This window comes from Plantactinospora sp. B5E13 (assembly GCF_039871775.1).
Classification (GTDB): domain Bacteria; phylum Actinomycetota; class Actinomycetes; order Mycobacteriales; family Micromonosporaceae; genus Plantactinospora.
Genome location: NZ_JBDPLT010000007.1, coordinates 83,648 through 109,427, shown reverse-complemented (window position 1 = coordinate 109,427; position 25,780 = coordinate 83,648). Strand labels below are relative to the sequence as shown.

Below are 25,780 nucleotides of genomic sequence, written 5' to 3'. Positions count from 1 at the left end.
GGTGCGGCTCTTCGTCGCCGTCTACCCGCCCGTCGAGGTGGTCGACGACGTGATGGCGCAGGTGCGTCGGCTCCGGGTCGGCGCGGTGGCCGACACCGGAGTCAACGTACGTCTCGCCGACCGGGCGAACCTGCACGTCACGGTCGCCTTCCTCGGAGAGGTGCCGGACGACCGGCTACCGGAGGTGGCGAAGGCGCTCGACCGGGCCGTACAGACCTGGCGTAAGCCGCCCATCCGTCGGCGGGACCGGCAGGCCGTCCCCGAGCCGAGTCCGCTCCGGTTGCGGCTCGGTGGTGGCGGCCGGTTCGGTCGGGGCCGGTTCACCGTGCTCTGGGTAGGCCTGCTCGGTGACGTCGCGGCGCTGCGTCGACTGGCCGACGTCAGCCGGCGCGAGCTGCGCAGGGCCCGGTTGCCGTACGACTCCCGACCGTTTCGACCACACCTCACCCTGGCCCGGCCCGGCGACCGGATCGACCGGGAGAGTGTCGACGAGGATCTGCGTACCCTCGACGGTTATCTCGGACCATCCTGGCCGGCGACCGAACTGGTGCTGGTCCGCAGCCAGCTCGGGCCCCGCCCGACGTACGACCGGCTGGCGACCTGGCCGCTCGCCGGGGACGCGTCGGAGCAGCCGGTATCCGACCGGTAGCCGCGACGGGCCGCGCTCGACCGACTAACCGTGCTCCACGAGGCGGGCGGGCCGGCGGAGCTACCCGGCCGTCGGGAAAGTCACCAGGCCCAGGCCTCCGGGCCGGCGCCGCCCTTGCCCGGTGGCGGGAAGAGGTCGTCGAGCCGGGCCAGCGTCTCGGGGCTGAACTCGACACCGAGCGCCCCGAGGGTGGCGTCGAGCTGCTGCACCGTACGCGGGCCGATGATCGGCGCGGTCACCGCCGGCCGGGTCAGCAGCCAGCCGAGTGCCACGTTCGCCGGGTCGTGACCCAGGTCGGCGCAGAGTTCCTCGTACGCCTCGATCGCCGCCCGGTTCTCCGCCAGCAACCTGGTGGCGTGCTCGTTGCGCGACCGGCTCGCGCCGCCCTCGGCGAGTTTGCGGATCGCCCCGCCGAGCAGCCCGCCCTGCAGCGGTGACCACGGGATGACGCCGAGGCCGTACTGTTCGGCGGCGGGCAGGACCTCCAACTCCACGAACCGGTTCATCAGGTTGTAGATCGACTGCTCGGAGACGAGACCGAGGAAGTTCCGCCGGTTCGCCGACTCCTGCGCCCGGGCGAGGTGCCAGCCGGCGAAGTTGGAGGAGCCGACGTAGAGCACCTTGCCCTGGGCGACCAGGGTCTCCATCGCCTGCCAGATCTCTTCGAACGGGGTGGTCCGGGAGATGTGGTGCATCTGGTACAGGTCGATCCAGTCGGTCTGCAGACGACGCAGCGAATCCTCGCAGGACCGGACGATGTGCCGGGCCGAGAGACCCTGCTCGTTGGGCCAGTCACCCATCCGGTTGTGCACCTTGGTGGCCAGCACGATCCGGTCCCGGCGGCCGTCCCCTCGGGCGAACCAGCGCCCGATGATGTTCTCGGTGACGCCCTCACCGACCTTGCGGCCGTACACGTTGGCGGTGTCGAAGAAGTTGATCCCCTGCTCCAGCGCCCGGTCCATGATGGCGTGGCTGTCCGGCTCGCTGGTCTCCGGCCCGAAGTTCATCGTGCCGAGGCAGAGCCGACTCACCGACAGCCCGGTTCGACCGAGATTCGTGTATTCCATGACTCCCACCCTGCCACGCGCTCCGTCGAGCTTGATCATGACGGTGGCCGCGGGGCGGGAAGTGAGCCCCGTCCCGCGGCCACCGCAGGGACCACCGTCCGGATCAGGCCGTTGCGGCGTACGGCCCCGACCAGGTGGGTAGTGTCGACGTCGGCGGCAGCTCGGATCGGCGCGGCGACGAGGCCGGCACCGGGTCGGCGACCGGCGCGCAGCTGGCCCCGGCCGGCGGGACGATCCGGTCGACCAGGTACCGGTCGACGAATCCGACGGTGCAGGGGGTGCGGTCGTACGCGCCGTGCCCCCAGCCGAGGTAGCTGACGAGCCGACCATGCCGGCCCAACTGCTTCGCGACCGCCACCGACCACTGGTACGGGGTGGCCGGGTCGTACCGCGAACCGAGCACCAGCAGCGGGATGTCCGTCCGTATCTTGGGCCGGTGCTGGGGGTTGCCCACCTCGCCCGACCAGCCGAGGCAGATGGCGACCGCGAGGACGCCGAGCGTCGAAGCGCGGATCTGGGGAGCCACCCGCCGGTTCTCGGCGAGGAACCGGGAGTACTGCGCGAAGTCCCGTACCGGCAGCGACCAGTCCTGACACAGGATCGCCATCGGGAACTGGACGACGGTGGGCGGAGCGACAACGTCGGCCCGCCCGGCCGTCGGGTCGTTTGTGGCGCCGGTCGCCGGCCAGGTGAGAGCCGCTGCCGGGTCGTCTGTGACGTCGGCCGTCGGCCAGGTCAGGGTCGCCGCCGGTACCGGCCGTGGTGCGGGCGACCGGTCGGCGTCGGCCCGGTCCGCGGACCTCTGCCCGCCATCCGGGTCACCGGCGGTGTCGGCCAGCGCGGCGAGCCACTCGGCCAGTGACAGCCAGGCCGGACGGTAGCCGGCGGTGCGGACGGTGCTGCTGAGCGCGTACCAGTCGAGCGGCGTGCCGGTGCCCGGATCGACCAGGCCACCCGCGTCGGCACGGCGCATCAGCTCGTCGAAGAGGGCCAGCACGTCCCGGCCGTGCAGCGCACACCTCTCGTCCCGGTCGCACCAGGCCGCGAACTCCTCGAACGACTCCTGCGCTCCCACCGTCTGGCCGAGGAGGAAGTCCCGGACACCCACGCTGTGGTCCATGTTGCTGTCGATCACCAGGGCGCGTACCCGGTCGGGGAAGCGCTCGGCGTACGTCTGGCCGATCAGGGTGCCGTAGGAGAGCCCGTAGTAGCTGATCTGCCGTGCGTTCAGCGCCGCCCGGATCGCGTCCATGTCGCGTACGACGTCGAGGGTGTCGACGTGGTCGAAGAGGGGACCGGTCTGCCGCCGGCAGTCTTCGTGCAACCGCTGGCTGAACCGGAGCAGATCGGCGTACCCCGCCTCGGTGGCGGGCGCCGGGGAGGGGCCGGTGGCGAGTACGTCGATCGAGCAGACGATCGCACTGCTGCGCGCGACTCCGCGGGGATCGAAGCCGATCACGTCGAAGCGTCGCAGCACCTCGGCGCTGAGCTGCTGATCCGCGCCGAGTGCGGCGTCCACCCCGGAGCCGCCCGGGCCGCCCGGGTTGACCAGGAGCGGACCGATCGCCGGCTCCGGCCCGGTGGCGGCGCGTTTGGCGATCGCCAACGGGAAGGTGGCGCCGTGTGGTCGGCTCCAGTCGATCGGCAGGTCCAGCGTGGCGCACCGTACGCCGGGGTCGTCCGGCCGTTCCGGACAGGGCTGCCAGTCGACCGGCGCCGCATGCCAACCTCCGGTGACCCGGTCGGGTGCCGGGGCCGCCGCGGCCACCCCCGGCGCGGTGGTGACCAGCAGGAGCGAGGTGGCGAGTAGGCCGATGGCGGCATGGGACGTTCGTCTCATGGGCACTCCCCGTTCGACGGAGCAAACTGATACCGGTCAGTTGATCACAGTCGTCGGTCGGAGCAAAGAGCAACGGTCCGAAGTGTCCGGTTGTTCTACCGGGTGGCGTCTACGGTCTGACGACGGATCGGCACCTCGGTCCGGGGCGCGGAAGCCGGCGAGTCGCCTCGGTCCGGGGCGCAGGCCAGCGGGTCACCGCCGGTGACGAGTGGACCCCTGACCCCGGTCCACCGCTGCGACGGTGGCCGCGGGCCGGGCGTACGTCCCGACCCACGGCCACCCCGGGGTGTTCCCGGTCGTCCAGGTCAGCCCGCGTGCCGGCCGAACCAGGTCGGTGGGTTCGGCAGGGTTGGCGCCGGCAAGCCGGGGCGCTGCGGTGACGGTGTACCCGAGGGCTGCGAGCGGGGGGTCGGATCCAGGACGCCCACGCAGGTCGCTCCGGGTGGCGGCAGTTTCCGGTCGACCAGGTACCGGTCCACGATCGACACGGTGCAGGGTGTGGCGTTGTAGCCGCCGTGTCCCCAACCGAGGTAGGTAACCAGTCGACCATGCCGGCCGAGTTGCTTCGCCACGTTCACCGACCACTGGTACGGGGTGGACGGGTCGTAACGGACGCCCAGCACCAGCAGCGGAATCGACGTACGCACCCGGAGCCGGTGCTGCGGGTTGCCCGGCCTCGCGGGCCAGCCGATGCAGGAGCCGACCGTGAGGCTGCTGAGCGTCGAAATCCGGACCTGCGGTGCGACGCGCCGGAGCTCCGCCAGGTGGCGGGAGTACTCCGCGAAGCTCCGGACCGGCAGCGACCAGTCCTGGCAGAAGATCAGGAAGGGGTGCTCGGTGACCTCCACTGAGGTGGCGTCGGTACCGGGTGCCGTGCCGGCACGATCCGCCGCAGGGACGGCCCGGCGCGGCGCCACCGCGCCGGCCGCCGTCGGGGACGTCTGGTCCACCAGCGCGGCGAGCCAGTTGGACAGCATGATCCAGAGCGGTTCGAAGCTGCTGCTCCGAACCTGGGCGCCCAGCTCGGACCAGTGCATCGGGGCGCCGGTGTCCGGGTTGACCAGCTCGCCGGCCTCCGCCCGACGGAGGAGGTCGTCGAAGATGGCCCGCACGTCCCGGCCGTGCAGCGCGCACCGTTCGTCCCGGCCGCACCAGGCGACGAAGCCGTCGAACAACTCCTGTACCGCGACCGTCCCGGTGCGCAGGAAGTCCCGGACACCCAGGCTGTGGTCCATGTTGCTGTCGATGGCCATGGCCCGGATCCGGTCCGGGAAGTGCTCGGCGTACATCTGGCCGATGAGGCTGCCGTACGAGAGGGCGTAGTAGCTGATGTGTCGCGCGCCCAGCGCGGCCCGGACGGCGTCCATGTCGTACGCGACGTCAACGCTGTCCAGGTGGTCGAAGAGCGGTCCGGTTTGGGTACGGCAGTCGGCGTACAGGCGCCGGTTGTAGTTGACAAGTGCGGTGTAGGCCGCCTCGCTCTCCGGGATCAGGAACGGCTGCTGGGCGAGGAGTTCGCTACTGCAGACGAGTGGGTGGCTCCGCGCGACCCCCCGCGGGTCGAAGCCGATCAGGTCGAAGCGGCGCAGCAACTCGGGGCTGTACCGCGGCTCGCCGCCGAACCGTGCCCCGAGGTAGATCGCCTCGTCGACTCCGGAGCCGCCCGGACCGCCCGGGTTGACCAGCAGCGGCCCGACGGCTGGTTCGGGGCCGGTGGCGGCGCGCTTGGCGATCGCCAACGGAAAGGTGGGGCCGTGTGGCCGACGCCAGTCGATCGGCAGGTGGAGCGTGGCGCAGCGGACGCCCGGGTCGTCGGGTACCTCGGGACACGGCTGCCAGTCGATCGGCCCCGGCCGCCAGTCGCCCACGACCCGCTCGGGTGCCGGGGCGGCCGGTGCCGCGACCGCCGGGTTGGCGCCGGACAGGATCAGTGTGGCGGCGAGCAGGCCAACGCCGGCGCGGAACGTTCGTCTCATGCTTCTCCCCGTTGATCGTTAGACGGTCGTGGTTGGTCCACGACCGCCACAGTCGACCACGTCGATCGGGTACGGGAAAGGGACCGTCACCCGGGTGGGAACGGGACCCGGGCCGGATCACCGCCCGGGACGCGACCGGCCGGCCCCGGCGGATCCCTGGTGGGCCCGGTGCAGCCGGTCGGCGACCACGGCGAGTTCCGCGACCAACTCGGGTGGTTCCAGCACGGTGAAGTCCTGCCCGAGCAGCGCGAGGTGCACCGCGATACTCGTGACCGAGTCGGCGCCGGTGACCAGCAGGCAGTGCCCGGCGTCGACCGACTCGACGACCCCGGCCGAGGACGGCACCCGCTCGGCGACCTGCTCGGCCGGCGCGTGCACCAGGACCCGGGCCCGGAACCGGTACGGCGCGGTGGTGATCGCGTCGGCCACGAACGCCGCCGCGTCCGGCGGGTCGCGCGGGGTGAACCGGCCGCCGGTGGCCCGTGGGTCACCGATCCGGTCGACCCGGAAGGTACGCCAGTCGTCCCGGTCCTCGTCGCGGGCGAGCAGGTACCAGCGGCGGCCGGTGTGCACCAGCCGGTGCGGCTGCACCCTCCGTACCGTGGCAGTGCCGTCCCGGCTCCGGTAGTCGAAGCTGAGACGCCGGAACTCCTGGCACGCCTCGGCGAGCGTGGTGAGCAGTTCGGGAGCCACCGGCGTGACCCGGTCCGGCAGCGGCACGGTGGCCAGCCGCAGTGCGGCGGTACGTCGACCCAACCGGGCCGGCAGGATGCGCTCCAGTTTCGCCAGTGCCCGTACCGACGTCTCGGCGATGCCGGTGACGGTGTGGCTGGTCGTGCCTCGCAAGCCGAGCACCACCGCCACCGCCTCGTCGTCGTCGAGCAGCAGCGGTGGCAGGGTCGAGCCGCTGCCGAGCCGGTAGCCGCCGGCGACCCCCGGGGTGGCGTGCACCGGATAGCCGAGTTCGCGCAGCCGGGCGATGTCGCGGCGCAGCGTCCGTACGGTCACGTCGAGCCGGTCGGCAAGCTCCGGCCCGGTCCATTCGGAACGGGTCGAGAGTAGGGCGAGCAGCCGGAGCAACCGGGCCGAGGTGTCCAACACCCACCAAGTCTGCCAGCGATCGAGGACCGGAACTGTCCTCGATCGTGGATAGCGTGACCGGATGGACCTGATCTGGACCGACCAACTCGCGGACCAACTGGACTGGCACTGGCAGCACCAGTTGCGAGCCCGGCTCGACGGACTCACCGACGACGAGTACCTCTGGGAGCCGGTGCCCGGCTGCTGGAGCATCCGGAGCCGGGCCGAGAATCCGGACGGGCACGGTGGCGGCGGCCACGTCGCCGACTTCGTCTGGCCGGAGCCGGTTCCGCCTCCGGTGACCACGATCGCGTGGCGGCTGGCCCACCTCGTCGTCGGCGTCTTCGGTGCCCGCAACGCGAGCCACTTCGGCGGCCCGGCCCGCGACTACACCACCTTCGACTACGCCGGCACGGCGGCCGAGGCGTTGGCGCAGCTCGACGAGGCGTACGGGACCTGGATCGGGGGCGTACGCGGGCTCGGCACGGAAGGTCTCGCCCGACCCTGCGGTCCGGCTGAGGGCCCGTACGCCGAGTATCCGATGGCCGCGCTGATGCTGCACATCAACCGTGAAGTCATCCACCACGGAGCCGAGATCAGTCTGCTCCGCGACCTCTACCAGCACAGGAGCTGACGATGCCGTACGAGTTTCAGGTGACCCAGGACAGCACCGACCCGCGTACCCTCGCCGACTGGTGGGCCGAAACCCTCGGCTGGCAGGTGGAGCCGAGCGACGAGGCGTTCATCCAGCGGATGGTCGACACCGGCCAGGCCAGCGCGGACGAGACCACGCGGCACCACGGGGTGCTGGTGTGGCGGGCCGGGGCGGCGATCCCACCGGGAGGGGCCGCCCGGCTCGCCCCGGGTGCTGTTCCAGAGCGTGCCGAAGGGAAAGCCTGACGAACCAAGAACCGGAGGCTATTTCAAAAGGGTTCGCCGGCCGCTCGATAGATCTCCAGCTTCGTGACGGTGCGTAACACTCGTGGGAAATCGTGGAGGGACCGGCGGTAGCCGGTCTTGAGGATCTTCCAGTTCTTGAGGTGGGCGATGGCGCGTTCGACGGCGGCGCGGGTGCGGTTGATCGCGGTGTTGCAGGCGCGGCGTACGTCGGTGAGGTCTCGTCCGGGTGGTTTCTTGTACGGGGTGGTCAGGCCGGTGCCTTGGTAGCCCTTGTCGCCGATCACGCCGGGACCGTCCGGGGCGTAGTGGCTGGCCCAGCGGGTGGCGGTACCGGAGTCGACGAACGCCTTGCTGTCGTGGCGGGCTCCCGGGCAGGGTTCCCCGACATCGACGACGCGGCCGGTGAGGGTGGCCACGACCTGCACGTTCTGCCCGGGCATGTGCTTCTTGTCGGAGAACAGGCCGGTGGCGTTGGCGCGTTCGCCGACCGGGGCGACGAACCCGTCGACCAACACCGCCCCCGAACGGGCCCGGGCGGTCACCCGCGCGGCGAACTCGTCGAGGATCGCGTCGATGAGCGGTTCGAGTTGCTCTTGATAACGCCACACGGTGGCGGTCGCGCAGCCGAACACCTCGGCGCAGACGTCCTCGGGCAGGTTGTGGCGCAACTGGAACAGGACCATCACCAGCGCCGTGTACAGCGGCAACGCCTTCGGCCGGCCCAGCGGCGCCTGCCAGTCCAGGATGAGATCCAACTCGGCGTACAGGCGGTCGACTTGCTCCCGACTCAACCCGGTCATACGCTCACAGCGCGGCGGCTGTCCCTCGATCAACGTGGTCCACACAACCCAGTTGATCTACCGGGTGACAGCCGCCGTGTCCATATGCGACACACGCGACGCGGACCACTTACACCCCGCGGCGATCACACAAGGTTACATCGATTACCCTCAGATCAAGATCGCAAATAGAGTTTTGAAATAGCCTCACGGTATCGTATTTCCCCCCGGTCGTGAGTTGACGCCGGGTGGATTGCCTCGTGATGCTGTGGGTCCATCCGCCACTGCCTACACCGGAGGACTTCACCGTCGGCGCTCCTCTTGAGGCGATCCGGCAGACCTGCCCCGATGCGGACCAGATCCAGGGCGCCGCCTGGATCACACTCATTTCAACGCGCTGCTCGCCGTGGGGGACGGCTGCGGTTATCTCTTCCTGCATGACCGCATGACGGGAAGACGTGCGAGAAGCTGCCCGCTCGGGCTTCGAGAAGCAGCTTCGAGCTTTGCCCGGCCCGAACGACCCAGTTCGTCTTGACGCCTTCCGGCTGGAAGATGAGTTCAGTGGTCTGGGGTGACATAGGTGGTTATCGGTGTGCGTCGGTGCGTTGCAGCCGTAGCCAGCCGAGCAGGAGTGCGCCGATTCCCCAGGCGAAGAGGACTGCCACCGACGATGCCGTTGTCATCCCTGGCACTTGACGGGTGATGAGGAATATCGTGCCGGAGCCGGGCAGGATCTCAGCTATCGCGGAGGCGAACGTTCCGAATTGCCGCAGCACCTGGGGAAGGACGAGCATCAGGACAAACAACGAGACCAACGCCCCGGCTGTGTTGCGCAGCACGAAACCGACCCCGGCCGCGATGGTCGCTCCAGCGGCAAAGACGACAGCAACCGTGCCGACAAACCCAGGAAACTCGTTGAACTGCAAGGTGAGCGCGGAATTGGCGGTCGCGAACGCGGTCAGTGCCGCCATCACGGCAAGCACGACACCGGCTCCCGTGGCGGTGGCGACGGTGACGAGCAGGCGGGCGAAAAGCAAGACCGTTCGGCGCGGCGTCCACTGCAACGCTGCAACGATGCCTCCGGTGGCGTAGTCAGCGGTCACCGAGATGGCGGCGAGACCAAAGAGGGCGAACTGTGCTGGCAGGGCAATGAAACGGACCTCTGTCCACGCTGGCTGGCTGGGTAGTTCCGCCGGGCGGGCAGCGGACTCGAAACCGGCGATGGTTCCCAGGCCGAGCATCACGAACGCTGCTGCGGCAAGGAACCACCAAGTGGCTTTGACGCTCCACAGCCGGGTCCACTCGGCCGCACACGTCCTGGCGAAGGTCTGTCCAAGGGAGACGTTGGGGCGCAAGTCATCGGGGTCGGGGGCGATCGTTGTGGCCGTCATGGCATGTCCTTTCGGCTGTGGTGTTCCACGCTGCCGTTGGTCAACTCGAGGTAGGCGTCTTCGAGGGATTGGTGAACTTCCGACAGGTGGTGCACGGCAACGTTCAAGGTGTGCGCCAGATTGCCAATGTCTTCGGCGGTGCTGTTGCCGACCTTCAGCTCATGTGGGTCAACGCGTTCGACGGTGAGGCCCTGCTCGGTTAGCCGGCTGAACATCAGGTCCGGCTGTGGGGTGCGGACGCGTACTTGGCGGTTTCCCAGCCCGTTCAGGATGTCCTGGGTCGTCGCGTCGGCGATCAGGCGGCCGCGGCCGATGACCAGCAGGCGGTCAGCGGTCTGCTGCACTTCGCTCATCAGGTGACTGGACACCAGCACGGTTCGGCCTTCGTCGGCGAGCTGGCGCAACAGGTCGCGGATCCACAGGACACCGTCGAGGTCCAAGCCGTTGATGGGCTCGTCGAACAGCAGGACCCGTGGCTCGCCGAGTAGCGCGGCGGCGATGCCGAGCCGCTGGCGCATTCCCAGCGAGTACCCCCTGACGGGTCTGCCAGACGCACCAGCGAGCCCGGCCTGTTCGATCACCTCTTGCACCCGGCGCATCGGGATGCCGTTGGTTTTGGCGGCGATGCGCAGGTGGTTGCGCCCGGTCCGGCCCGGGTGCATGAAGCTGGGGCCCAGGAGCGCGCCGGCTTCGCGCAGCGGTTCGGCGAAGGTCGCGAATGGCCTGCCGTTGATGAGCGCCTGTCCCGAGGTGGGCCGGTCGAGGCCAAGCATCATCCGCATCGTCGTGGACTTGCCGGCACCGTTCGGGCCGAGGAAGCCGGTGACCTTGCCGGGCTCGACGTCGAAGCTCAGGTCGTCGACGGCCAGGATGTCGCCGTAGCGTTTGGTCAGTCCCCGGACCTCAATCATCGCTGTCTCTTTCCCAGCGCAGGATGTCTCCCGGCTGACAGTCGAGGGCTTTGCATAGTGCTTCCAAAGTGGTGAAACGCACCGCCTTGGCCCGGCCGTTCTTGAGGACGGCGAGATTGGCGGGGGTGATCCCGATGCGGTCGGCTAGCGCGCTGACGGAGATCTTGCGTTTGGCCATCATGACATCGATATCGACGATGATGGGCATCAGATCACCTCATCGAGTTCGTCCTCAAGGTGCGCGGCCTGAGCATCGCGGGCGACGGCTTGAGCCAACAGCATCCGCAGCACGAGCACGATGAGAGCGGCGCCGAGGATGGCCACGACGACTCCGCCCATGATGAGGAACACTCCGGGGGAGTCACCCTCGCCCGGGGCCAGGATGATCACGAGGGCTGCCGCCAGGACAGCGGCTGCCAGGATCGCGCCGATCACAATGTCGACATAGCGGAAAGCGGCGTGGGAGAACACGGTTCCCCGTTTCACCATGGTCACCAGGCGCCATATGCAGACCAGGATGACCTGAAAGGTCAGTAGGCCAAGGGCCACGATGGCGATCACGGCATAGGGACTGTTTCCGGCTGCTAGGCCTTCGTCGAGCTGCACCGCGTTGGAGGCCACCATCGCGACTTGCACGTAAAGCGAACCGGTGAGCAGCACCACGATGACGGCCCGCAACGCGAGCACCGTCAGCTTTCCCATCGCTTCTCCCTCGATCGAACCACGATGGGAATCTACCGGTATTCGATAGGTTCAGCAACTCCCCTCAACGGGCGAGCCCACTGCGATGGCCGGAGTAGAACGGCGCCTCGGGCACACGTCGCGGGTGCTGCTGTCCGGTTTCCACCGGACGAACACGGGTGAGCATCGATCGGTTGTTGGTTCGTCGAGGTTGCCCTCCGCAACAAGGGAAAAGATGTCTGATTGTTCCGGTATGAGCCCGAGCCGAAGACGGTGAAGAACCGGATGCACCTCGACGTACGGGTCGGCACCGACGACGTCGACGTGGCGGTCGAAAAGCTTGTCGGCCGGGGTGCGACGTTCCTACACCACGGCCGGCAGGGCCCCTACACCTGGGTCACCCTCGCCGATCCCGAAGGCAACGAGTTCTGCGTCACGCTGTCCTAGCCGGGACCGCCGCCGAGCGCCGGGTAGGTCGAGCGCCCGTTAGTTGCCGCGTCGCCGCATTGATCGGTACAGCAGCCACAGTACGAGCGCGACCGGTGTCAGGACCGCCGAGAACAGGATTCCTGCGAACGCTGCGTAGCCGTGCGGATCGGAGGACAATCCGAGGGCGCTGAGCACCACCTCGGCCACGAGCAGCACGATCACCATGGCGACGCAGGCAAACGCGCCGAGCACGACGCGCCGGAGCGCTGCCCGTGGGAAACCTGTGCGGGAAGGGCCATCCGGTGTGTCCATGTCTGGCTCCACTGGATCGTGCCGGCATCAACCCGGTTCGGGAGTGCAGACTGTGAGGAACGACTTCTGGTTTTCGCGTTGAACGTCCGACGCGTCCATCCAGCCGCGCTGACCGAACAGGTAGCTTCCGGACGGGTGCTCGGCCGATTCGCGCAGCACCTGGGCGACGTCGACCCTGGCACCGAACGCCTTCGGGCCGTCAACGGAAAAGTTGATCCAGCGTGCCCTCGTCCAGTCGTAGTCCGCGGGCAGCGGTTTCTGGACTTGGAGAGGTCCGCCGGTGTCCGGGGAGGATCCCCCGACCGTGGCGAGCAGGTCCATGCGCTCGACCGTCACTCCCGGCTGCGGTGCGGTCCACACCTGCTCCGCACTCCCCTGGGTGCCGGTGTCGAAAATCAACGTCAGGCGGATGACGCCGGAGCAGGGGGTTCCCGTCCACAACTTCAGGACGCCGTCGGCGACGCGGAATCCGGCCGCCGGCGGCAGCGACGGCTCGAACCGCGATCTGGTGTCACACGCCGCGATCGTCGTCGCCACCAGTAGGGCAGCGCAGGCGACGCGCAGCCGTCTAGTGATATCCACCATCGGAAAGCCCCGCGTCTTCCTCGGTCTCGTTGCCGCCGGTGACCTGTTCCCACACGTAGGAGGCGAGGAAGCCCGGGTGGCCTTCCCGCGCCCACTGCTGGGAGTGGCGTTCCTCGTGGTGCAGCAGTCGGTCGGCGTCGAGAGCACCCTGGTATGGGCCGTCATCGCCTTCGTACCACGCGTGGCCCGACCTCACCACCTGTCGCAACTGTTGCGCCGGGTCTTCCGGGTCGTCGATGTTCAGCATGAACGTGTCGCCCCATGCCGTCCCGCCCTGCTGGCTGAACTGGTCCTGGATGAGGTTCCCGCCCAGGCCCATCATCATGCCGTTCGGGGTGGTCACCAACCGCCCACCGTTGCCGTGTACGAATCCCACATCTTCGTCGTAGCTCCAGGAGTTCTCCCGTTGCCGTTCGGTGATTCGCCGCAGTTCCTCGGACCCGTACGGGGTCGGTGCGAAGTCGGTCTTCTCGCCCTCGGTGCCGTAGTCGGTGCCCGCGTTCATGAGGTAGGTCATCCGCACCGCCTTGGCCGCATCGTCCCCGCTGATGTCGGTCGGCAACAGGAAGTACGACTTGAAGATTCCGTCGCCGTCCTCGTCCTCGCGGATCTCTTCCAATCCGTCGAGGACCTTGAAGTCCTCCGGGGTGATGTGGTGTTCGGCGACGATCTTCTTGATGGTGTCGATCGAGACGCCTCGACGCACGGCGTTCTCCAGCCACTGTCGGTAGTGGCCGGAGACGGGTGGCCCGGTCAACAGCCCGGCGTCACGCAGCGACTGCTCCATGTCGACCACCTGGGCGTCGATGTCCCCGCCCTTGTTGGCGCCGGCCAGGGTGGTCGCGTCGTGGTCGCTGACCTTACGGTCCTGCGCGAGTTGCATCACCCGGGCGAGAGTGGTGTCGATGTTGTTCGCCGTGGTGAGGATCGCCGTGGTTTCCTGCGCCAGCTGCTGCCTGATGGTTTCGCGGTACCGTTGGGCCTCGGCCCGGTCCTCGGCCTCGAACCGCGACGTTGGCGGAGGGTCGGCGGGCTTGGTGTCCACGATCGCGCCGTCAGCGGCAATGCGGAACTGGTAGGTGTCGGCGAGGGAGTCGTTGTTGGCGACTCGGTTCTTCAGCGTGTGTACGTCGTCCGCGGCGTTCTGCAGGGCTCGCTCGACGGCGGCCAGTTCAGCGACCAGGATCTCGGCGTTGTTCCGGGTGGTTCCCAGCGAATTGCGGGCGTTCTCGCCTGCGGTGCCGTTCCAGTTGGGCAACTTCCGGGCGTCGTCGAGCTCGTCCTGCAGCTCGATGATCTTGTTTTTCCGCCCGTGCAGGTTGGTGGCTGACGTGTCCAGCGCCTTGGCGTCCCATTTGCGGACGTCGTCGTAGCTGACAGTCATATCCCGAAAGCCTTCTTGGCCGCTTCGTCACTTTCGGAGTATTTTTTCGCGGCCGAGGCGACCGATCCGCTCCATCGGTCGATCTCGTCAGCCCATCTCTTCGCGCGCTGGTTGAACGTCGACGCCAGAGTGGGCGCGCTCGATGCCGCGGTGCCACCTGGCAGGCCTGTCGCGATGGTCTCCAGGCCGGCACCCGGGTTCACCGCCCTGGCCTGCTCCGCAGCGGATCCCGCTGCTGTGGCCGCCTTCCGCAGCTGTTCGATCTGGACCTCGAATCCGCTCACAGTCCGTGGCCCCCGCCCTCTGGGTCGGTCATCGACCGACACGGTACCGAAAGGTGGCAAGCCTGGGTCGACCTCGATCCGGTCGGGCGGCTCAGCAGTCCAGGGAGGGCTCGTCCGCCTCGGAGCCTCGGGATGGTGAGCCCTCAGCCTGGCGGGAAGCGGGCGATCAGTCCCACGACAGGAAGCGGTGGCCCTTGGCCGAGGACGGCACGCGGCCGTTGGCCATCCGCCGCTGCCACCGAGACCGGAGATGCCGAGCCCGAGCAGCTCGATGAGGAAAAGGCCGACGCTGGCGGCGCGTTCGGAACCGCAGACTCACGGGACGGGTTGCCTCCGCCCCCGACAGCCGTGGCTCAGGAACTCTCCCGCGCCGCCGGGCCGCCGCCGAAGAGCACGTCGTCCCAGCTCGGCAGCCGCTTGCGGGGCTTGCCCGCCGCGTCGCCGCCCTCGCCGCCCGGCCCGGAGGTGCGTCGGGGCCGCAGCACCGCCAGCGACGGTACGGCCGGGACCTCCTTCGGGGCGTCGGAGTCGTCGTCGAAGGCGGAACCGGGACCACCGCCGAGCAGCGCGGCGGCGCCGCCGACCACCGGCCGCTGCCGGGGCGTCTCCGGCGCCATCGAGGCGGCCGGTTCGAGACCCCGGCCGGCGTTGGAGCCGAGCGGACGGTCGAGCGAGGCGAGCAGTGCGTCCCGGCCGGCCCGGATCGGGTCCCGGCCGGGCCGGGGCAGGTCGCTGGCGGTGGGCAGGCCGTGCCCGCCACGACCCGGCTCCACCCGGGACGGACCGGGCAGGGCGTGCCCGCTCCGCTCCGGCGCCGGCTCCTGGCCGAGCAGCGGCGCGGGCCGCTCGGCGCAGAGATATTGCGCCATGTCGTCGTGCGGGGTGACCGCCTGCCGGGTCTTGTCGAGGTCCCAGACTGCCTGGGCGGTCGCCTTGCCGGACGGCCAGGTCGCGACGATCCGCCACGTCCCGTCGTCCCGCCGGTAGGCGTCCCAGGAGATCTTCTCGGTGTCGATGCCGTGCTGGGAGAGCCGGCCGTCGACGATCTCGGCGAGCGGGGTCGGGTTCTCGGCGTTCTTCAGCCGGCTCCGTCGGGCGTGCTGGGCGAGCATCGCCCGCTCCTGGAGCACCGGCCCGGCGTACCGCAGCACCCGGTCGACCGGCACGCCGGCGATCCGGGCCACGTCCTCGGCGGACTCGCCGGCCCGGATCCGGGCCTGGATGTCCCGGGGGGACAGCGACGGCATCGGGTCGGTGCCGCTGCCGACTGCGGTCAGGGTCGGGCTGCTGGGGTCACCGTGCAGGACGGTCTGCACCCGTTCGTCGATCGGGAGCGCGAGAAGGCGGCCCACCTCGTCGGTGAGCACCATGGCCTGGCCGTCCTCGGAGAGGGCGACGAAGCGTACTGGCCGCATCGCGTTGCCTCCGTCCCGCCTCGCTGGCCCCACGCCACAGGTCAGCCACCCGGGCGTCCTTGTGACACGGTACGCCGGTTCGTCACCCGGTGGGGAGAGCCACGCCCGCATGTCGCGGGTGAGCTGGACCAATTGATCAATCGGTTCCGCTGCCCCGGCCGACCGGGTCGGGTGGTCGGTACGACCATCCGACCCGGAGGCCGGCGTTCCCGCGCCGCCCGGTGGCGGGCCTCAGAGCCGCTCGACCACGTGGTCGACGCAGGCGGTCAGGGCCTCCACGTCGGCCGGCTCGACCGCCGGGAAGAGCGCGATCCGCAGCTGGTTGCGGCCCAGCTTCCGGTACGGCTCGGTGTCCACGATGCCGTTCGCCCGCAGCGCCTTGGCGATCGCGGTCGCATCCACGCCCTCGGCGAAGTCGATCGTGGCGACCACGTTGGAGCGCAGCGCCGGATCGGTCACGAACGGGGTGGCCACGGTGGAGCGCTCGGCCCAGCCGTACACGATGGCGGCGCTCTCGGCGGTGCGCTTGGCGGCCCAGGCCAGCCCGCCCTGTGCGTTCATCCAGTCGGTCTGCTCGGCGGCCAGGAAGACGGTGGCCAGCGCCGGCGTGTTGTACGTCTGCTCCAGCCGCGAGTTGTCGATCGCGGTGACCAGGTCGAGGAAGGCCGGGATGTAGCGACCGGACTGCTTGATCTCGGTGGCCCGGGCCAGCGCGGCCGGCGACATCAGGGCCAGCCAGATCCCGCCGTCGGAGCCGAAGCACTTCTGCGGGGCGAAGTAGTAGACGTCGCTCTCGCGCACGTCGACGTCCAGGCCGCCCGCGCCGGAGGTCGCGTCGACCAGCAGCAGCGCGTCGTCGTCGGCCCCGGCGACCCGGCGGATCGGCACCGCGACCCCGGTCGAGGTCTCGTTGTGCGGGGTGGCGTAGACGTCGACGCCGGCCTCGGCGACCAGGGTCGGGGCGCTGCCCGGGTCGGCCTTGCGCACGGTGGGCTCGCCGAGGAACGGCGCGTCGGAGACGGACTTGGCGAACTTGGCGCCGAACTCGCCGAAGCTGGCGAACTGGGCCCGGTCGCGGACCAGCCCGAAGGTGGCGACCTCCCAGAACGCGGTGGCGCCGCCGTTGCCGACGATCACCTCGTAGCCCTCGGGCAGGGAGAAGAACTCGGCGATGCCGCGACGCAGCCGGGCGACCTGGTCACGCACGGTCTTCTGCCGGTGCGAGGTGCCGAGGTACGTCGTGGCGACGTCCGCGAGCGCGGAGACCGCGGCCGGACGCACCTTGGACGGGCCGCAGCCGAACCGGCCGTCAGCGGGTTTGATCTCGTCTGGGATCCGAATGGTCGATACGTCAGCCACGGTTGCGAAGATCCTTCCGATGGGCCGAGGAGCCCGGGTGCCGAGCGGTTTATCCGGCGACGCTGCCGCCCGACCATCCTCGCACCCGTCCTGTCCGGTCGGTCGGGCTATCCCATCGTGCCCACTGAGGCGTGCCCCACATCCGGGCCGGCACAATCTGGGTGGTGACCGCCCGGCGGGGCCGTCCCCGACGCCGCCGCCCGCAAGGTTGGACCCGGGAGGGACGATGGCGAGGCGGAGTCGACGTGGGCCGTCGGGGCCGGATCGTGGGCAGCTGGTGGCCCACCGGGTGGCGATGCTGCTCGGCCTGGCCGGGGCGGTCTTCTTCCTCTTCGAGGGCGTACGCGACGCGCGGCAGGACTGGTATCTGCGCGGGGCGCAGGAACGGGCGTCGGCGAGCGTCGTGCAGCTGGTCAACCGGGGCCGGGGCGGGGACGACGCTCGAATCGTCTACACCACCCGGGACGGGCGGCAGGTCACGACCACGGTCGGCGCGTACCACGGGACCAGGGCCGGTGACGTGATCACCGTTCGGTACCACCCGGTCGACCCGGCACGGTACGTCGAGGATGTGCGGACGCTTCCGCTGCGCTTTGTCGGCGCGGGTGTCGCGGCGGCCGGCTCGCTCGGCCTCGCGGCGCTGACCTGGCTCATCTGGCGGGCCGGCCCCGGGTGGCTGCCCGGTTAGGAGGGCCCTTCCACGTCACCGGCTGCCGCTCGGCGACGGGAAGGGCCCTCTTCCGGCAGTTCAGGCGTTGTGCGGGATCGCGGTCCAGCCCTCGACCTCGCTCGGCTTGCGCGGGCCGTTGCCGACGTACTTGGCGGACGGCCGGACCAGCCGGCCGAGCTTCTTCTGCTCCAGGATGTGCGCGGACCAGCCGGCCACCCGGGCGCAGGTGAACATCGAGGTGAACATGTGCGCCGGTACCTCGGCGAAGTCGAGCACCACGGCGGACCAGAACTCGACGTTGGTGGCGAGCACCCGGTCCGGCTTGCGGGCCTGCAGTTCGGCCAACGCGGCCTTCTCCAGCGCCTCGGCGACCTCCAGCCGGGGGGCGCCGAGTTCCTTGGCGGTGCGGCGGAGCACCCGGGCGCGCGGGTCCTCGGCCCGGTAGACCCGGTGCCCGAAGCCCATCAGCCGCTCACCCCGGTCGAGCAGGTTCTTGACATACCCCTCGGCGTCACCGCTGCGCTCGACAGCCTCGATCATCTCCAGTACCCGGGACGGCGCGCCGCCGTGCAGCGGGCCGGAGAGCGCGCCGATGCCGGAGGAGATGCAGGCGGCGGCGTCCGCGCCGGTCGACGCGACGATCCGGGCGGTGAAGGTGGAGGCGTTCATGCCGTGCTCGGCGGCCGAGATGAAGTACGCGTCGACCGCCTTGACGTGCCGGGGGTCGGGCTCGCCGCGCCAGCGCTTCATGAACCGCTCGACGATGGTGGACGCCTTGTCGATCTCCTTCTGCGGCACCGCCGGCAGGCCGAGACCCCGGGCCGACTGGGCGACGAAGGAGAGCGCGGTGACCGAGACCCGGGCGAGGTCCTCGCGGGCCTGCTCGTCGGAGATGTCGAGGAGCTGGCTCAGTCCCCAGTACGGGGCGAGCATCGCCACCGCGGACTGCACGTCGACCCGGATGTCGCCGGAGTGCACCGGTACCGGGAACGGCTCGGCCGGCGGCAGGCCGGGACCGAACCGGCCGTCGACGAGCAGCGCCCAGACGTTGGCGAAGGAGACCTGGCCTATCAGGTCCTCGATGTCGACGCCCCGATACCGCAGCGCCCCTCCTTCCCGGTCAGGCTCGGCGATTGCGGTCTCGAAGGCGATCACACCTTCCAGCCCCGGTTTGAAGTCGGACATGCGCGCTCCTGGATCGTCGTCCGTGCTCTCGGGGCTCGTTCCCGGTGCGCCCGGCGTTTCGGGTGTGTCGGGCTGGAGCCTCCGGCGTACTCAGGGATGTATTCGTGCCATCTTGCCTGCTGGGTAACTAACTTGCGAGTGGCCCGGGTTGTGCTGTCCGCGACACGTCCGTCACCCGGGATCGGCGTACCGTCGCCGGCCGGGGCGTCGTGGTCCGGGCGTACCGTCGGCGGGCGGCGGCCGGGGGCCGGCCGGGTGAGGGAGGAGAGGGACGTGGTGGGGGAGACGGTGCCACCTGCGGAACTACGCCAGGAGTACCCGACGACGGGCGGGCTGTCCCGAGCCGACCTGGCCGGTGACTGGTGGACCCAGTTCCACCGCTGGTTCGCCGACGCGGTCGCGGCCGGGCTGCCGGAACCGAACGCGATGGTGGTGTCGACCGCCGACGAGCGGGGGCGGCCCAGCTCCCGGACGGTCCTGCTCAAGGGGTACGACGAGCGCGGGCTGGTCTTCTACACCAACTACGGGTCCCGTAAGGGCACCGAGGCGCGGGCCAACCCGTCCGCGAGTCTGCTCTTCCCGTGGTTTCCGATGCAGCGGCAGGTGGTGATCTGCGGCACGGTGACACCGGTGGACCGGGCGGAGACCGAGGCGTACTTCGCCAGCCGGCCCCGGGGTTCCCAGCTGGGGGCCTGGGCCAGTCCGCAGTCGGAGGTGCTGGCGGACCGGACGGTGCTCGACGACCGGTTCCGGGCGGTCGTCGAGCGGTTCCCGGAGGGTACGCCGGTGCCGCCGCCACCGCACTGGGGCGGGCTGCGGGTGGTGCCGGAGTCGGTGGAGTTCTGGCAGGGGCGGGCCAGCCGGTTGCACGATCGACTGCGCTACCGTCGGTCCGGTACACAGCATTGGACCATTGAGCGGTTGGCGCCTTGAGCAGCGGTAACAGCAAGATCACGGGGGATGGTCGTGGTCGGTTCGCCCGGATGGCGATCGACGTACGACCGCTGCGGGTGCCGGCGTACCGGCGGCTCTGGATCGGCACCGCGGTGTCGACGTTCGGTCTCCAGCTCACCGCGGTCGCGGTGCCGGTGGAGATGTACGCGCTGACCGACGAGTCGTTCTGGGTCGGGCTGCTGGGCATCGCCGGGTTCGTCCCACTGTTGATCTTCGGGCTCTGGGGCGGTGCGATCGCGGACGCGATGGACCGCCGACGACTGCTGCTCGCCAGCTCGGTACTGATGTGGCTGGCCACCCTCGGCCTGCTGCTCCAGGCGCTGTTCCGGGTCGGCAGCCCGGTCCTGCTGCTGGTCCTGGTCGCGCTGCAGACGACGGCGTTCGCGATCAGTTCGCCCGCCCGGCAGGCGATCATCGCCCGCCTGGTGCCGCCGACCCTGGTCCCGGCGGCGAACACCCTGGGCTTCACCACCAGCACCTTCGGTGCGGTCGTCGGGCCACTGATCAGCGGCGTGGTCTTCTCGGTGGCCTCGGTCGAGGCGGCGCTCCCGATCGCGTACGGCGCCGACGCGCTGCTGTTCACCGTGTCGCTGTGGGCCACCTACCGGCTGCCGCCGATGCCGCCGATCCTCGACGGGGACGACGCCACGCAGCCGCGCCGGGCCGGCCTGCGCAGCATCTCGGACGGGCTGCGCTACCTCGTCGGTACGCCGGTGCTGGCGCTCTCCTTCGCCATCGACATCATCGCGATGGCCTTCGCGATGCCCCGGGCACTCTTCCCCGAGGTCGCCACCGAACGGTTCGGTGGTGGGGCGGCGATCGGCTGGCTGTACAGCGCGATCGCGATCGGCTCCGTACTCGGCGGGCTCACCTCCGGCTGGATCAACCGGATCAGCCGCCAGGGCCTCGGCCTGATCATCGCGGTGGTCGGGTGGAGTCTGGCGATCGCCGCCGCCGGGCTGGCCCACCAGCTCTGGCTGGTGGTCGGGCTGCTGGTCCTGGCCGGCGCCGCCGACCTGGTCAGCTCCGTCTTCCGGCAGTCCATGCTCCAGGTGTACGCCCCGGACCGGCTGCGCGGCCGGCTGCAGGGCGTCAACATCACCGTGGTCGCCGGCGGGCCGCGCCTCGGTGACCTGCGGTCCGGGTCGATGGCGAGCGTGTGGGGGGTCGGCGCCGCCTGGTCCGGCAGTGCCTTCGCGGCGGCGGTGCTGGCGGTACTGCTCGGGCTGCTCTTCCCAGCGCTGCGCCGCTACCGCGCCCCGGTCGCCGACGATCCGGTGGAGCCCGTCGCCGGTGCCGTGCCTGGACCGGGCAATCTGCCCGCCGCCTCCGGTCCGGCCAATTCGTCCGCCGTTCCCGGTCCGGGCGATCTGCCTGCCGCCTCCGGTCCGGCCGAACCGCCCGCCGTGCCCGGTCCGGGCGCGCCTGTTCCGAGGCGGCCGGCGGACCAGCCCGGCGTGCCGTCCGGGCGGCCCGGCGCCACGTCCGGCTAGCGGCTATCGTCCGATCAGCAACCGAGCCGCACCGCACCTCCTGTCGGGCGCGGCCGACCTAGGAGCAGCACATGGAAGACGTCAGGACGGCGGCCCGACCGCTTTCCGGTACACAGTGGACCATCTCGGCGGACGGCCACGAGGCGGTGGTGGTCGAGGTCGGCGGAGGGCTGCGGGCGTACCGGGCGGACGGGGTCGACTACGTCGACGCGTACGGCGAGGACGAGCTGGCCCCCGGCTCGGCGGGGCAGATCCTGGCACCCTGGCCGAACCGGATCCGGGACGGCCGGTACACCTTCGGGGACCGGTCGTTGCAGCTGACGTTGACCGAGCCGGAACGGCACGTCGCGATCCACGGACTGGTGAACTGGCAGCCCTGGCGGCTGGTGTCGCAGCGCTCCGACAGCGTGGTGATCCGCTGCGAGATGCCCGCCCAGCCGGGTTACCCGTGGCCGCTGGAGCTGCAGACCGAGTGGCGGGTCGGCGCGGACGGGCTGCGGGCCGAACACGAGGTGACAAACGTGGGGCGGGAACCGGCCCCGTTCGGCTTCTCGGTGCACCCGTACCTGCGGTTGCCCGGGGTGCCGGTGGACGACCTGCTGCTGCGGGTGCCGGGCCGCAACCGGCTGATGCTGGACGGGCGGCTCCTGCCGGTCGGTGCGGTCAAGGTCGCCGGCGGCGAGTACGACTTCACCGCGCCGCGCCGGATCGGTCCGGCGGTGCTCGACCTCGCCTTCGGTGACCTGGACCCGGACCAGGTCGACGCGGCCGGTTCCAGCGTCACGCTGGCCGCGCCGGACTCCTCGGCGGCGGTGAGTATCTGGGCCGACGCCTCGTTCGGCTGGTGGCAGGTCTTCACCGGAGACACCCTGACCGGCGACCGGCACCGCCGTTCGGTGGCGGTGGAGCCGATGACCTGCCCACCGGACGCGTTCCGGTCCGGCAAGGACGTGATCGTCCTCGAACCGGGGCAGACCTGGCGGGCGGCCTGGGGCATCCGCCCGGGCGCCTGAGCGACGGGACGGCCGGATGGAGTTCTCGGCGGTGGTCCGGCGGCGTCGGATGGTCCGCAACTACGACCCGGACCGGCCGGTGCCGCCGGAGGTGGTGGACCGGTTGCTCGACCACGCCGTACGGGCGCCGTCCGCCGGTTTCTCCCAGGGCTGGTCGTTCCTGGTGCTGACCGAGCCGGCGGACCGGGACCGGTTCTGGACGGTGACCAGCCCACAGGCCCGCCCCGAGGTGTCGGGAAGGGGCTCCTCCGCTACCGGAAACGACAGGAAGGGTGCCTTTCCCGCACCGGGCCGGTGGTTGACCGGGATGCGGCGGGCGCCGGTGATCGTCGTGCCGCACGCGAGTCGGGAGGCGTACCTGGACCGGTACGCCGAGCCGGACAAGGGCTGGACCGACCGGGACGAGGCCCGCTGGCCGGTCCCGTACTGGTACGTCGACACCGGGTTCGCCGCCCTGTTGATGCTGTTGACCGCGGTGGACGAGGGGCTCGGGGCGTGCTTCTTCGGACTGCCGGTGGAACGGGTCGGTGCGTTCCGGGAGGCGTTCGGGGTGCCGGACCGGTTCACCCCGATCGGCGCGGTCACGGTCGGTTACCCGGCGCCGGACCACCGGTCGGGTTCGTTGCGCCGGGGTCGCCGGCCGGTGGCCGAGGTGGTGCACCGGGGGCGCTGGGGCGGCGTGACAGATTGACCGAGAGCAGTCAGGTGCGCTACCGGAGGTAGTAACGAAACTGACATCGGCGGACAAACCACGAGGTCGTACGGGGTCGCTAGGCTGACGGGCGTCATTTGCAATCTGCGGCTTGCGCCGGGGCGGGCCGCCGGGGTGGAAACGCAAGGGGTCAGGCCAGCACGGCCATGGGGAGGGGAGCGTGCCGTCGTGATCTTCAAAGCGGTTCGGGACGGGCGACCGTACCCGGACCACGGGCTCACGTTGAAGCAGTGGGCAGAGATCCCGCCACGTCCGCTGCGCCTCGACCAGCTCATCACGACCAAGCGGGAACTCGCCCTCGACAAGCTGCTCGCCGAGGACTCCACTTTCTACGGCGACCTGTTTCCGCACGTCGTGCAGTGGGGCGGGCACCTCTATCTGGAGGACGGGCTGCACCGGGCGCTGCGGGCCGCGCTCCAGCAACGCAACCAGATCCACGCCCGGGTCCTGGTGCTGCCGGCGTCATGACCACCTACCCGTTGGAACTGCTCGACCTGGACGACGCGCTGACCGCCGAGGAGCGGGGGATCCGCGACGTCGTCCGCGAACTGGTCGCGAGCCGGGTCCGTCCGTACGTCGCCGACTGGTACGAGCAGGGCCGGGCACCGGTCCGGGAACTGGCCGCCGAGTTCGGCCGGGTCGGGCTGCTCGGCATGCACCTGACCGGGTACGGCTGTGCCGGTGCCTCGGCGACCGCGTACGGGCTGGCCTGCCTGGAACTGGAGGCCGGTGACTCCGGCGTCCGGTCGCTCGCCTCGGTGCAGGGCTCGCTCGCCATGTACGCCGTCTGGCGGTACGGCTCGGAGGAGCAGAAACAGCGGTGGCTGCCGTCGATGGCGGCCGGTACGACGGTCGGCTGCTTCGGGCTGACCGAGCCGGACCACGGCTCCGACCCGGCCTCGATGACCACCCGGGCGCGGCGGGACGGCACCGACTGGGTGCTCGACGGCGGCAAGATGTGGATCACCAACGCGCCGGTCGCCGACGTCGCGGTGATCTGGGCCCGTACCGACGACGGGGTGCGGGGTTTTGTCGTACCGATGAGCACGCCCGGGGTGACGGCGCGGGAGATCCGGCGGAAGATGTCGCTGCGCGCCTCCTCGACCGGTGAGATCGTGCTCGACGACGTCCGGCTGCCGGCCGAGGCGCAACTGCCCGGGGCGGTCGGGTTGAAGGCCCCGCTGAGCTGTCTGACCGAGGCGCGGTTCGGCATCGTCTGGGGTGCGCTCGGCGCGGCCCGGGACTGCCTGCACACCGCGCTGGAGTACGCCACCACCCGGGAGCAGTTCGGTCGACCGATCGCCGGTTTCCAGCTCACCCAGGCCAAGCTCGCCGACATGGCGGTCGAGCTGCAGAAGGGCTACCTGCTGGCGCTGCACCTGGGTCGGCTCGCCGACGCCGGCCGGCTCCGTCCGGAGCAGGTCAGCGTCGGCAAGCTCAACAACGTACGGGAGGCGTTGGCGATCGCCCGGCAGTGCCGGACGATCCTCGGCGCGAACGGGATCAGCGGGGAGTATCCGCTGCTCCGGCACGCCAACAACCTGGAGAGTGTGCTGACCTACGAGGGCACCTCGGAGGTCCACCAACTGGTCATCGGGCAGCGGCTGACCGGCATCTCCGCCTTCACCGGCTGAGACTCCGGGTCAGACCACCTTCTTGGCGCCGCGGATGGCGTTCGCCAGGGTCTCCAGGGCGGCGGCACTGCCGGCGTACGAGAACCGGGGTTCGCTGTTCCAGCCGACGATCTGGTTCGCCCGGACCGCCGGGAGCTGGTTCCAGGTCGGCTTGCTGGTCAGGTCCTTCGGCTGCAGTGTGGAACTGCGGTTGTCCAGCAGCAGCAGGTCGGCCGGGTACTTGTCGGCGTTTTCCCAGCTCAGGCCCTCGAAGTAGCCGAGGCTGTCGAGCTTGTCCGGCACGACGACGTCCACCCCGAGAGACCTGTAGTAGAGGATGTCGGAGTTGACGCCCGGGTTCGAGGCGTAGAAGAGGTCGGCGGAGGCCGAGCAGGCGAGCACCCTGAGCCCCGGCTTCTCCGCCACTGCCTGGCGGATGCTGGCGGCGGCGGCCTCGAACCGGGCCTTGGCGTCGGTGACCTTCGGCGCGGTCAGGTCGGCGCCGAGCGCGGCGGCGAGTTCGGCGTGCCGACCGATCACCGTGTCGAGTGGCGCCCGGGAGGCGACCAGTGCGACGCTTGGCGCCAGCGGGGCGATCTTGTCCTTGCTCTCGTCCGGTACGTACCAGAGCGCGCCCTCCTCGTACTGGTGGGTGACCAGCAGGTCGGGCCGGAGTGCCGCGTACTTCTCGATGTTGAACTCGCCCCAGACGTTGCCGATCACGGTCAGCCGGCTGACGTCCAGGTCACCGGCCTGTACGTCCGTCCGGCCGTCCGGCAGGGTGGTCGGGCCGAAGACCCCGACGAGCTGGTCGGTGACACCGAAGTCGTGGAGTGCGGCGGCGGTGCCGGTGAACGCGACCACCCGCTGCGGCCGGGCGTCGGTCTTCACCTGCTGGCCCCGGTCGTCGGTGAAGCTCCACGGGCCGCCGCCCGGGGCCGATCCGGAGCCGCCCGACCCGCTGTCGTTCCCGCCGCAGGCGGTGAGCAGGGCGCCGAGGCCGAGGGCGCCGGCCGCGCCGAGCAGGTTCCGGCGGCTGAGGGTACGACTGTGGGGCATGGCGGATGGCTCCTCGAACTGACGCGGATGGCGTGGCGG

General features: G+C 70.4%; 28 protein-coding genes. 11 read left to right on the top strand and 17 right to left on the bottom strand.

Translation table 11 applies throughout. The annotated features are described in order from the left end of the window. Position 1: 1 nt before the first annotated feature. Positions 2–649 carry an RNA 2',3'-cyclic phosphodiesterase gene (gene thpR, locus ABGB05_RS09005; RefSeq protein ID WP_347652743.1) on the top strand — a complete coding sequence of 216 codons (648 nt, stop codon included), beginning with the start codon at positions 2–4 and terminating at the stop codon, positions 647–649. 80 nt (positions 650–729) lie between these two features. Here the strand turns inward: thpR and ABGB05_RS09000 are convergent, their stop codons facing one another. The 4 genes from ABGB05_RS09000 to ABGB05_RS08985 all read right to left on the bottom strand — a co-directional run bounded on the left by ABGB05_RS09000 (position 730) and on the right by ABGB05_RS08985 (position 6,633). Then, positions 730–1,716 carry an aldo/keto reductase gene (locus ABGB05_RS09000; RefSeq protein WP_347652742.1) on the bottom strand — a complete coding sequence of 329 codons (987 nt, stop codon included), beginning with the start codon at positions 1,714–1,716 and terminating at the stop codon, positions 730–732. 103 nt (positions 1,717–1,819) lie between these two features. Continuing rightward, positions 1,820–3,556, bottom strand: a complete 1,737-nt coding sequence (locus ABGB05_RS08995) for an alpha/beta fold hydrolase (protein WP_347652741.1) — start codon at positions 3,554–3,556, stop codon at positions 1,820–1,822. Positions 3,557–3,861: 305 nt separating this feature from the next. Next, positions 3,862–5,532, bottom strand: a complete 1,671-nt coding sequence (locus ABGB05_RS08990; protein ID WP_347652740.1) for an alpha/beta hydrolase — start codon at positions 5,530–5,532, stop codon at positions 3,862–3,864. A 117-nt stretch (positions 5,533–5,649) separates the two neighbouring features. Continuing rightward, positions 5,650–6,633 carry a YafY family protein gene (locus ABGB05_RS08985; RefSeq protein WP_347652739.1) on the bottom strand — a complete coding sequence of 328 codons (984 nt, stop codon included), beginning with the start codon at positions 6,631–6,633 and terminating at the stop codon, positions 5,650–5,652. Between the two features lie 67 nt (positions 6,634–6,700). Between ABGB05_RS08985 and ABGB05_RS08980 the strand changes: the two genes are divergently transcribed. Both ABGB05_RS08980 and ABGB05_RS08975 read left to right on the top strand, forming a co-directional pair. Further along, entirely contained in the window at positions 6,701–7,246 is a 546-nt protein-coding gene (locus ABGB05_RS08980) for a DinB family protein (RefSeq protein ID WP_347652865.1), read from the top strand. Positions 7,247–7,248: 2 nt separating this feature from the next. Beyond that, the gene (locus ABGB05_RS08975) at positions 7,249–7,512 is read left to right on the top strand and encodes a VOC family protein (protein ID WP_347652738.1); all 264 of its coding nucleotides are present in this window, start codon (positions 7,249–7,251) and stop codon (positions 7,510–7,512) included. A 23-nt stretch (positions 7,513–7,535) separates the two neighbouring features. Here the strand turns inward: ABGB05_RS08975 and ABGB05_RS08970 are convergent, their stop codons facing one another. From ABGB05_RS08970 to ABGB05_RS08950, 5 genes are all read right to left on the bottom strand, one after another. After that, positions 7,536–8,312, bottom strand: coding sequence for a transposase family protein (locus ABGB05_RS08970; RefSeq protein ID WP_347652737.1), 777 nt, complete (start codon positions 8,310–8,312; stop codon positions 7,536–7,538). Between the two features lie 563 nt (positions 8,313–8,875). Beyond that, on the bottom strand, positions 8,876–9,682 hold the full coding sequence (locus tag ABGB05_RS08965; protein WP_347652736.1) for a hypothetical protein: 807 nt from the start codon (positions 9,680–9,682) through the stop codon (positions 8,876–8,878). After that, positions 9,679–10,593, bottom strand: a complete 915-nt coding sequence (locus ABGB05_RS08960) for an ATP-binding cassette domain-containing protein (protein WP_347652735.1) — start codon at positions 10,591–10,593, stop codon at positions 9,679–9,681. Before ABGB05_RS08960 ends, ABGB05_RS08965 begins: the two co-directional genes overlap by 4 nt. After that, positions 10,586–10,801 carry a helix-turn-helix transcriptional regulator gene (locus ABGB05_RS08955; protein ID WP_347652734.1) on the bottom strand — a complete coding sequence of 72 codons (216 nt, stop codon included), beginning with the start codon at positions 10,799–10,801 and terminating at the stop codon, positions 10,586–10,588. Before ABGB05_RS08955 ends, ABGB05_RS08960 begins: the two co-directional genes overlap by 8 nt. After that, positions 10,801–11,295 carry a DUF2975 domain-containing protein gene (locus ABGB05_RS08950; RefSeq protein ID WP_347652733.1) on the bottom strand — a complete coding sequence of 165 codons (495 nt, stop codon included), beginning with the start codon at positions 11,293–11,295 and terminating at the stop codon, positions 10,801–10,803. Before ABGB05_RS08950 ends, ABGB05_RS08955 begins: the two co-directional genes overlap by 1 nt. A gap of 222 nt (positions 11,296–11,517) precedes the next feature. On the opposite strand from ABGB05_RS08950, the gene ABGB05_RS08945 reads away from it, so the two are divergent. Continuing rightward, the gene (locus tag ABGB05_RS08945; RefSeq protein ID WP_347652732.1) at positions 11,518–11,721 is read left to right on the top strand and encodes a VOC family protein; all 204 of its coding nucleotides are present in this window, start codon (positions 11,518–11,520) and stop codon (positions 11,719–11,721) included. Positions 11,722–11,760: 39 nt separating this feature from the next. Here the strand turns inward: ABGB05_RS08945 and ABGB05_RS08940 are convergent, their stop codons facing one another. The 6 genes from ABGB05_RS08940 to serC all read right to left on the bottom strand — a co-directional run bounded on the left by ABGB05_RS08940 (position 11,761) and on the right by serC (position 17,042). Next, positions 11,761–12,015, bottom strand: coding sequence for a hypothetical protein (locus ABGB05_RS08940; protein WP_347652731.1), 255 nt, complete (start codon positions 12,013–12,015; stop codon positions 11,761–11,763). A 27-nt stretch (positions 12,016–12,042) separates the two neighbouring features. Beyond that, complete coding sequence (locus ABGB05_RS08935; RefSeq protein WP_347652730.1) at positions 12,043–12,552, bottom strand: hypothetical protein; 510 nt, start codon at positions 12,550–12,552, stop codon at positions 12,043–12,045. Between the two features lie 31 nt (positions 12,553–12,583). Continuing rightward, positions 12,584–13,984, bottom strand: a complete 1,401-nt coding sequence (locus ABGB05_RS08930; RefSeq protein ID WP_347652729.1) for a hypothetical protein — start codon at positions 13,982–13,984, stop codon at positions 12,584–12,586. Further along, on the bottom strand, positions 13,981–14,268 hold the full coding sequence (locus ABGB05_RS08925; RefSeq protein WP_347652728.1) for a hypothetical protein: 288 nt from the start codon (positions 14,266–14,268) through the stop codon (positions 13,981–13,983). Before ABGB05_RS08925 ends, ABGB05_RS08930 begins: the two co-directional genes overlap by 4 nt. Before the next feature lie 353 nt (positions 14,269–14,621). Then, positions 14,622–15,683 carry a septation protein SepH gene (gene sepH / locus ABGB05_RS08920; RefSeq protein WP_347652727.1) on the bottom strand — a complete coding sequence of 354 codons (1,062 nt, stop codon included), beginning with the start codon at positions 15,681–15,683 and terminating at the stop codon, positions 14,622–14,624. Between the two features lie 231 nt (positions 15,684–15,914). Continuing rightward, a complete protein-coding gene (serC, locus tag ABGB05_RS08915; protein WP_347652726.1) occupies positions 15,915–17,042 on the bottom strand; it encodes a phosphoserine transaminase in 1,128 nt (375 codons plus the stop codon). A 226-nt stretch (positions 17,043–17,268) separates the two neighbouring features. Here serC and ABGB05_RS08910 point away from each other — a divergent pair, with 226 nt between their 5' ends. Beyond that, complete coding sequence (locus tag ABGB05_RS08910) at positions 17,269–17,730, top strand: DUF3592 domain-containing protein (RefSeq protein WP_347652725.1); 462 nt, start codon at positions 17,269–17,271, stop codon at positions 17,728–17,730. A gap of 60 nt (positions 17,731–17,790) precedes the next feature. Here the strand turns inward: ABGB05_RS08910 and ABGB05_RS08905 are convergent, their stop codons facing one another. Continuing rightward, entirely contained in the window at positions 17,791–18,897 is a 1,107-nt protein-coding gene (locus ABGB05_RS08905; RefSeq protein ID WP_347652724.1) for a citrate synthase 2, read from the bottom strand. A gap of 273 nt (positions 18,898–19,170) precedes the next feature. Between ABGB05_RS08905 and pdxH the strand changes: the two genes are divergently transcribed. The 6 genes from pdxH to ABGB05_RS08875 all read left to right on the top strand — a co-directional run bounded on the left by pdxH (position 19,171) and on the right by ABGB05_RS08875 (position 24,703). After that, positions 19,171–19,830, top strand: a complete 660-nt coding sequence (gene pdxH / locus ABGB05_RS08900) for a pyridoxamine 5'-phosphate oxidase (RefSeq protein ID WP_347652723.1) — start codon at positions 19,171–19,173, stop codon at positions 19,828–19,830. Between the two features lie 50 nt (positions 19,831–19,880). After that, positions 19,881–21,344 (top strand): MFS transporter, encoded by a 1,464-nt coding sequence (locus ABGB05_RS08895; protein WP_347652864.1) that lies wholly within the window; start codon positions 19,881–19,883, stop codon positions 21,342–21,344. A gap of 71 nt (positions 21,345–21,415) precedes the next feature. Next, entirely contained in the window at positions 21,416–22,357 is a 942-nt protein-coding gene (locus ABGB05_RS08890; protein WP_347652722.1) for an aldose 1-epimerase family protein, read from the top strand. A 16-nt stretch (positions 22,358–22,373) separates the two neighbouring features. Beyond that, entirely contained in the window at positions 22,374–23,048 is a 675-nt protein-coding gene (locus ABGB05_RS08885; RefSeq protein WP_347652721.1) for a nitroreductase family protein, read from the top strand. A 189-nt stretch (positions 23,049–23,237) separates the two neighbouring features. Then, positions 23,238–23,537: a type II toxin-antitoxin system VapB family antitoxin gene (locus ABGB05_RS08880; RefSeq protein ID WP_347652720.1), complete on the top strand. Its 300-nt coding sequence runs from the start codon at positions 23,238–23,240 to the stop codon at positions 23,535–23,537. Further along, the gene (locus ABGB05_RS08875; protein WP_347652719.1) at positions 23,534–24,703 is read left to right on the top strand and encodes an acyl-CoA dehydrogenase family protein; all 1,170 of its coding nucleotides are present in this window, start codon (positions 23,534–23,536) and stop codon (positions 24,701–24,703) included. The genes ABGB05_RS08880 and ABGB05_RS08875 overlap by 4 nt, the downstream gene beginning before the upstream one ends. A 9-nt stretch (positions 24,704–24,712) precedes the next feature. Here ABGB05_RS08875 and ABGB05_RS08870 read toward each other — a convergent pair whose 3' ends face one another. Then, positions 24,713–25,741: an ABC transporter substrate-binding protein gene (locus ABGB05_RS08870; protein ID WP_347652718.1), complete on the bottom strand. Its 1,029-nt coding sequence runs from the start codon at positions 25,739–25,741 to the stop codon at positions 24,713–24,715. Positions 25,742–25,780: the final 39 nt, after the last annotated feature.

Bases quoted from the DNA above. Each gene is read 5' to 3' on its own strand.
- ABGB05_RS09000 (WP_347652742.1), bottom strand. From the start codon at position 1,716: ATGGAATACACGAATCTCGGTCGAACCGGGCTGTCGGTGAGTCGGCTC.
- ABGB05_RS08995 (WP_347652741.1), bottom strand. From the start codon at position 3,556: ATGAGACGAACGTCCCATGCCGCCATCGGCCTACTCGCCACCTCGCTC.
- ABGB05_RS08990 (WP_347652740.1), bottom strand. From the start codon at position 5,532: ATGAGACGAACGTTCCGCGCCGGCGTTGGCCTGCTCGCCGCCACACTG.
- ABGB05_RS08975 (WP_347652738.1), top strand. From the start codon at position 7,249: ATGCCGTACGAGTTTCAGGTGACCCAGGACAGCACCGACCCGCGTACC.
- ABGB05_RS08970 (WP_347652737.1), bottom strand. From the start codon at position 8,312: ATGACCGGGTTGAGTCGGGAGCAAGTCGACCGCCTGTACGCCGAGTTG.
- ABGB05_RS08965 (WP_347652736.1), bottom strand. From the start codon at position 9,682: ATGACGGCCACAACGATCGCCCCCGACCCCGATGACTTGCGCCCCAAC.
- ABGB05_RS08960 (WP_347652735.1), bottom strand. From the start codon at position 10,593: ATGATTGAGGTCCGGGGACTGACCAAACGCTACGGCGACATCCTGGCC.
- ABGB05_RS08955 (WP_347652734.1), bottom strand. From the start codon at position 10,801: ATGCCCATCATCGTCGATATCGATGTCATGATGGCCAAACGCAAGATC.
- ABGB05_RS08950 (WP_347652733.1), bottom strand. From the start codon at position 11,295: ATGGGAAAGCTGACGGTGCTCGCGTTGCGGGCCGTCATCGTGGTGCTG.
- ABGB05_RS08940 (WP_347652731.1), bottom strand. From the start codon at position 12,015: ATGGACACACCGGATGGCCCTTCCCGCACAGGTTTCCCACGGGCAGCG.
- ABGB05_RS08930 (WP_347652729.1), bottom strand. From the start codon at position 13,984: ATGACTGTCAGCTACGACGACGTCCGCAAATGGGACGCCAAGGCGCTG.
- sepH (WP_347652727.1), bottom strand. From the start codon at position 15,683: ATGCGGCCAGTACGCTTCGTCGCCCTCTCCGAGGACGGCCAGGCCATG.
- ABGB05_RS08910 (WP_347652725.1), top strand. From the start codon at position 17,269: ATGGCGAGGCGGAGTCGACGTGGGCCGTCGGGGCCGGATCGTGGGCAG.
- ABGB05_RS08905 (WP_347652724.1), bottom strand. From the start codon at position 18,897: ATGTCCGACTTCAAACCGGGGCTGGAAGGTGTGATCGCCTTCGAGACC.
- ABGB05_RS08895 (WP_347652864.1), top strand. From the start codon at position 19,881: ATGGCGATCGACGTACGACCGCTGCGGGTGCCGGCGTACCGGCGGCTC.
- ABGB05_RS08890 (WP_347652722.1), top strand. From the start codon at position 21,416: ATGGAAGACGTCAGGACGGCGGCCCGACCGCTTTCCGGTACACAGTGG.
- ABGB05_RS08885 (WP_347652721.1), top strand. From the start codon at position 22,374: ATGGAGTTCTCGGCGGTGGTCCGGCGGCGTCGGATGGTCCGCAACTAC.
- ABGB05_RS08875 (WP_347652719.1), top strand. From the start codon at position 23,534: ATGACCACCTACCCGTTGGAACTGCTCGACCTGGACGACGCGCTGACC.
- ABGB05_RS08870 (WP_347652718.1), bottom strand. From the start codon at position 25,741: ATGCCCCACAGTCGTACCCTCAGCCGCCGGAACCTGCTCGGCGCGGCC.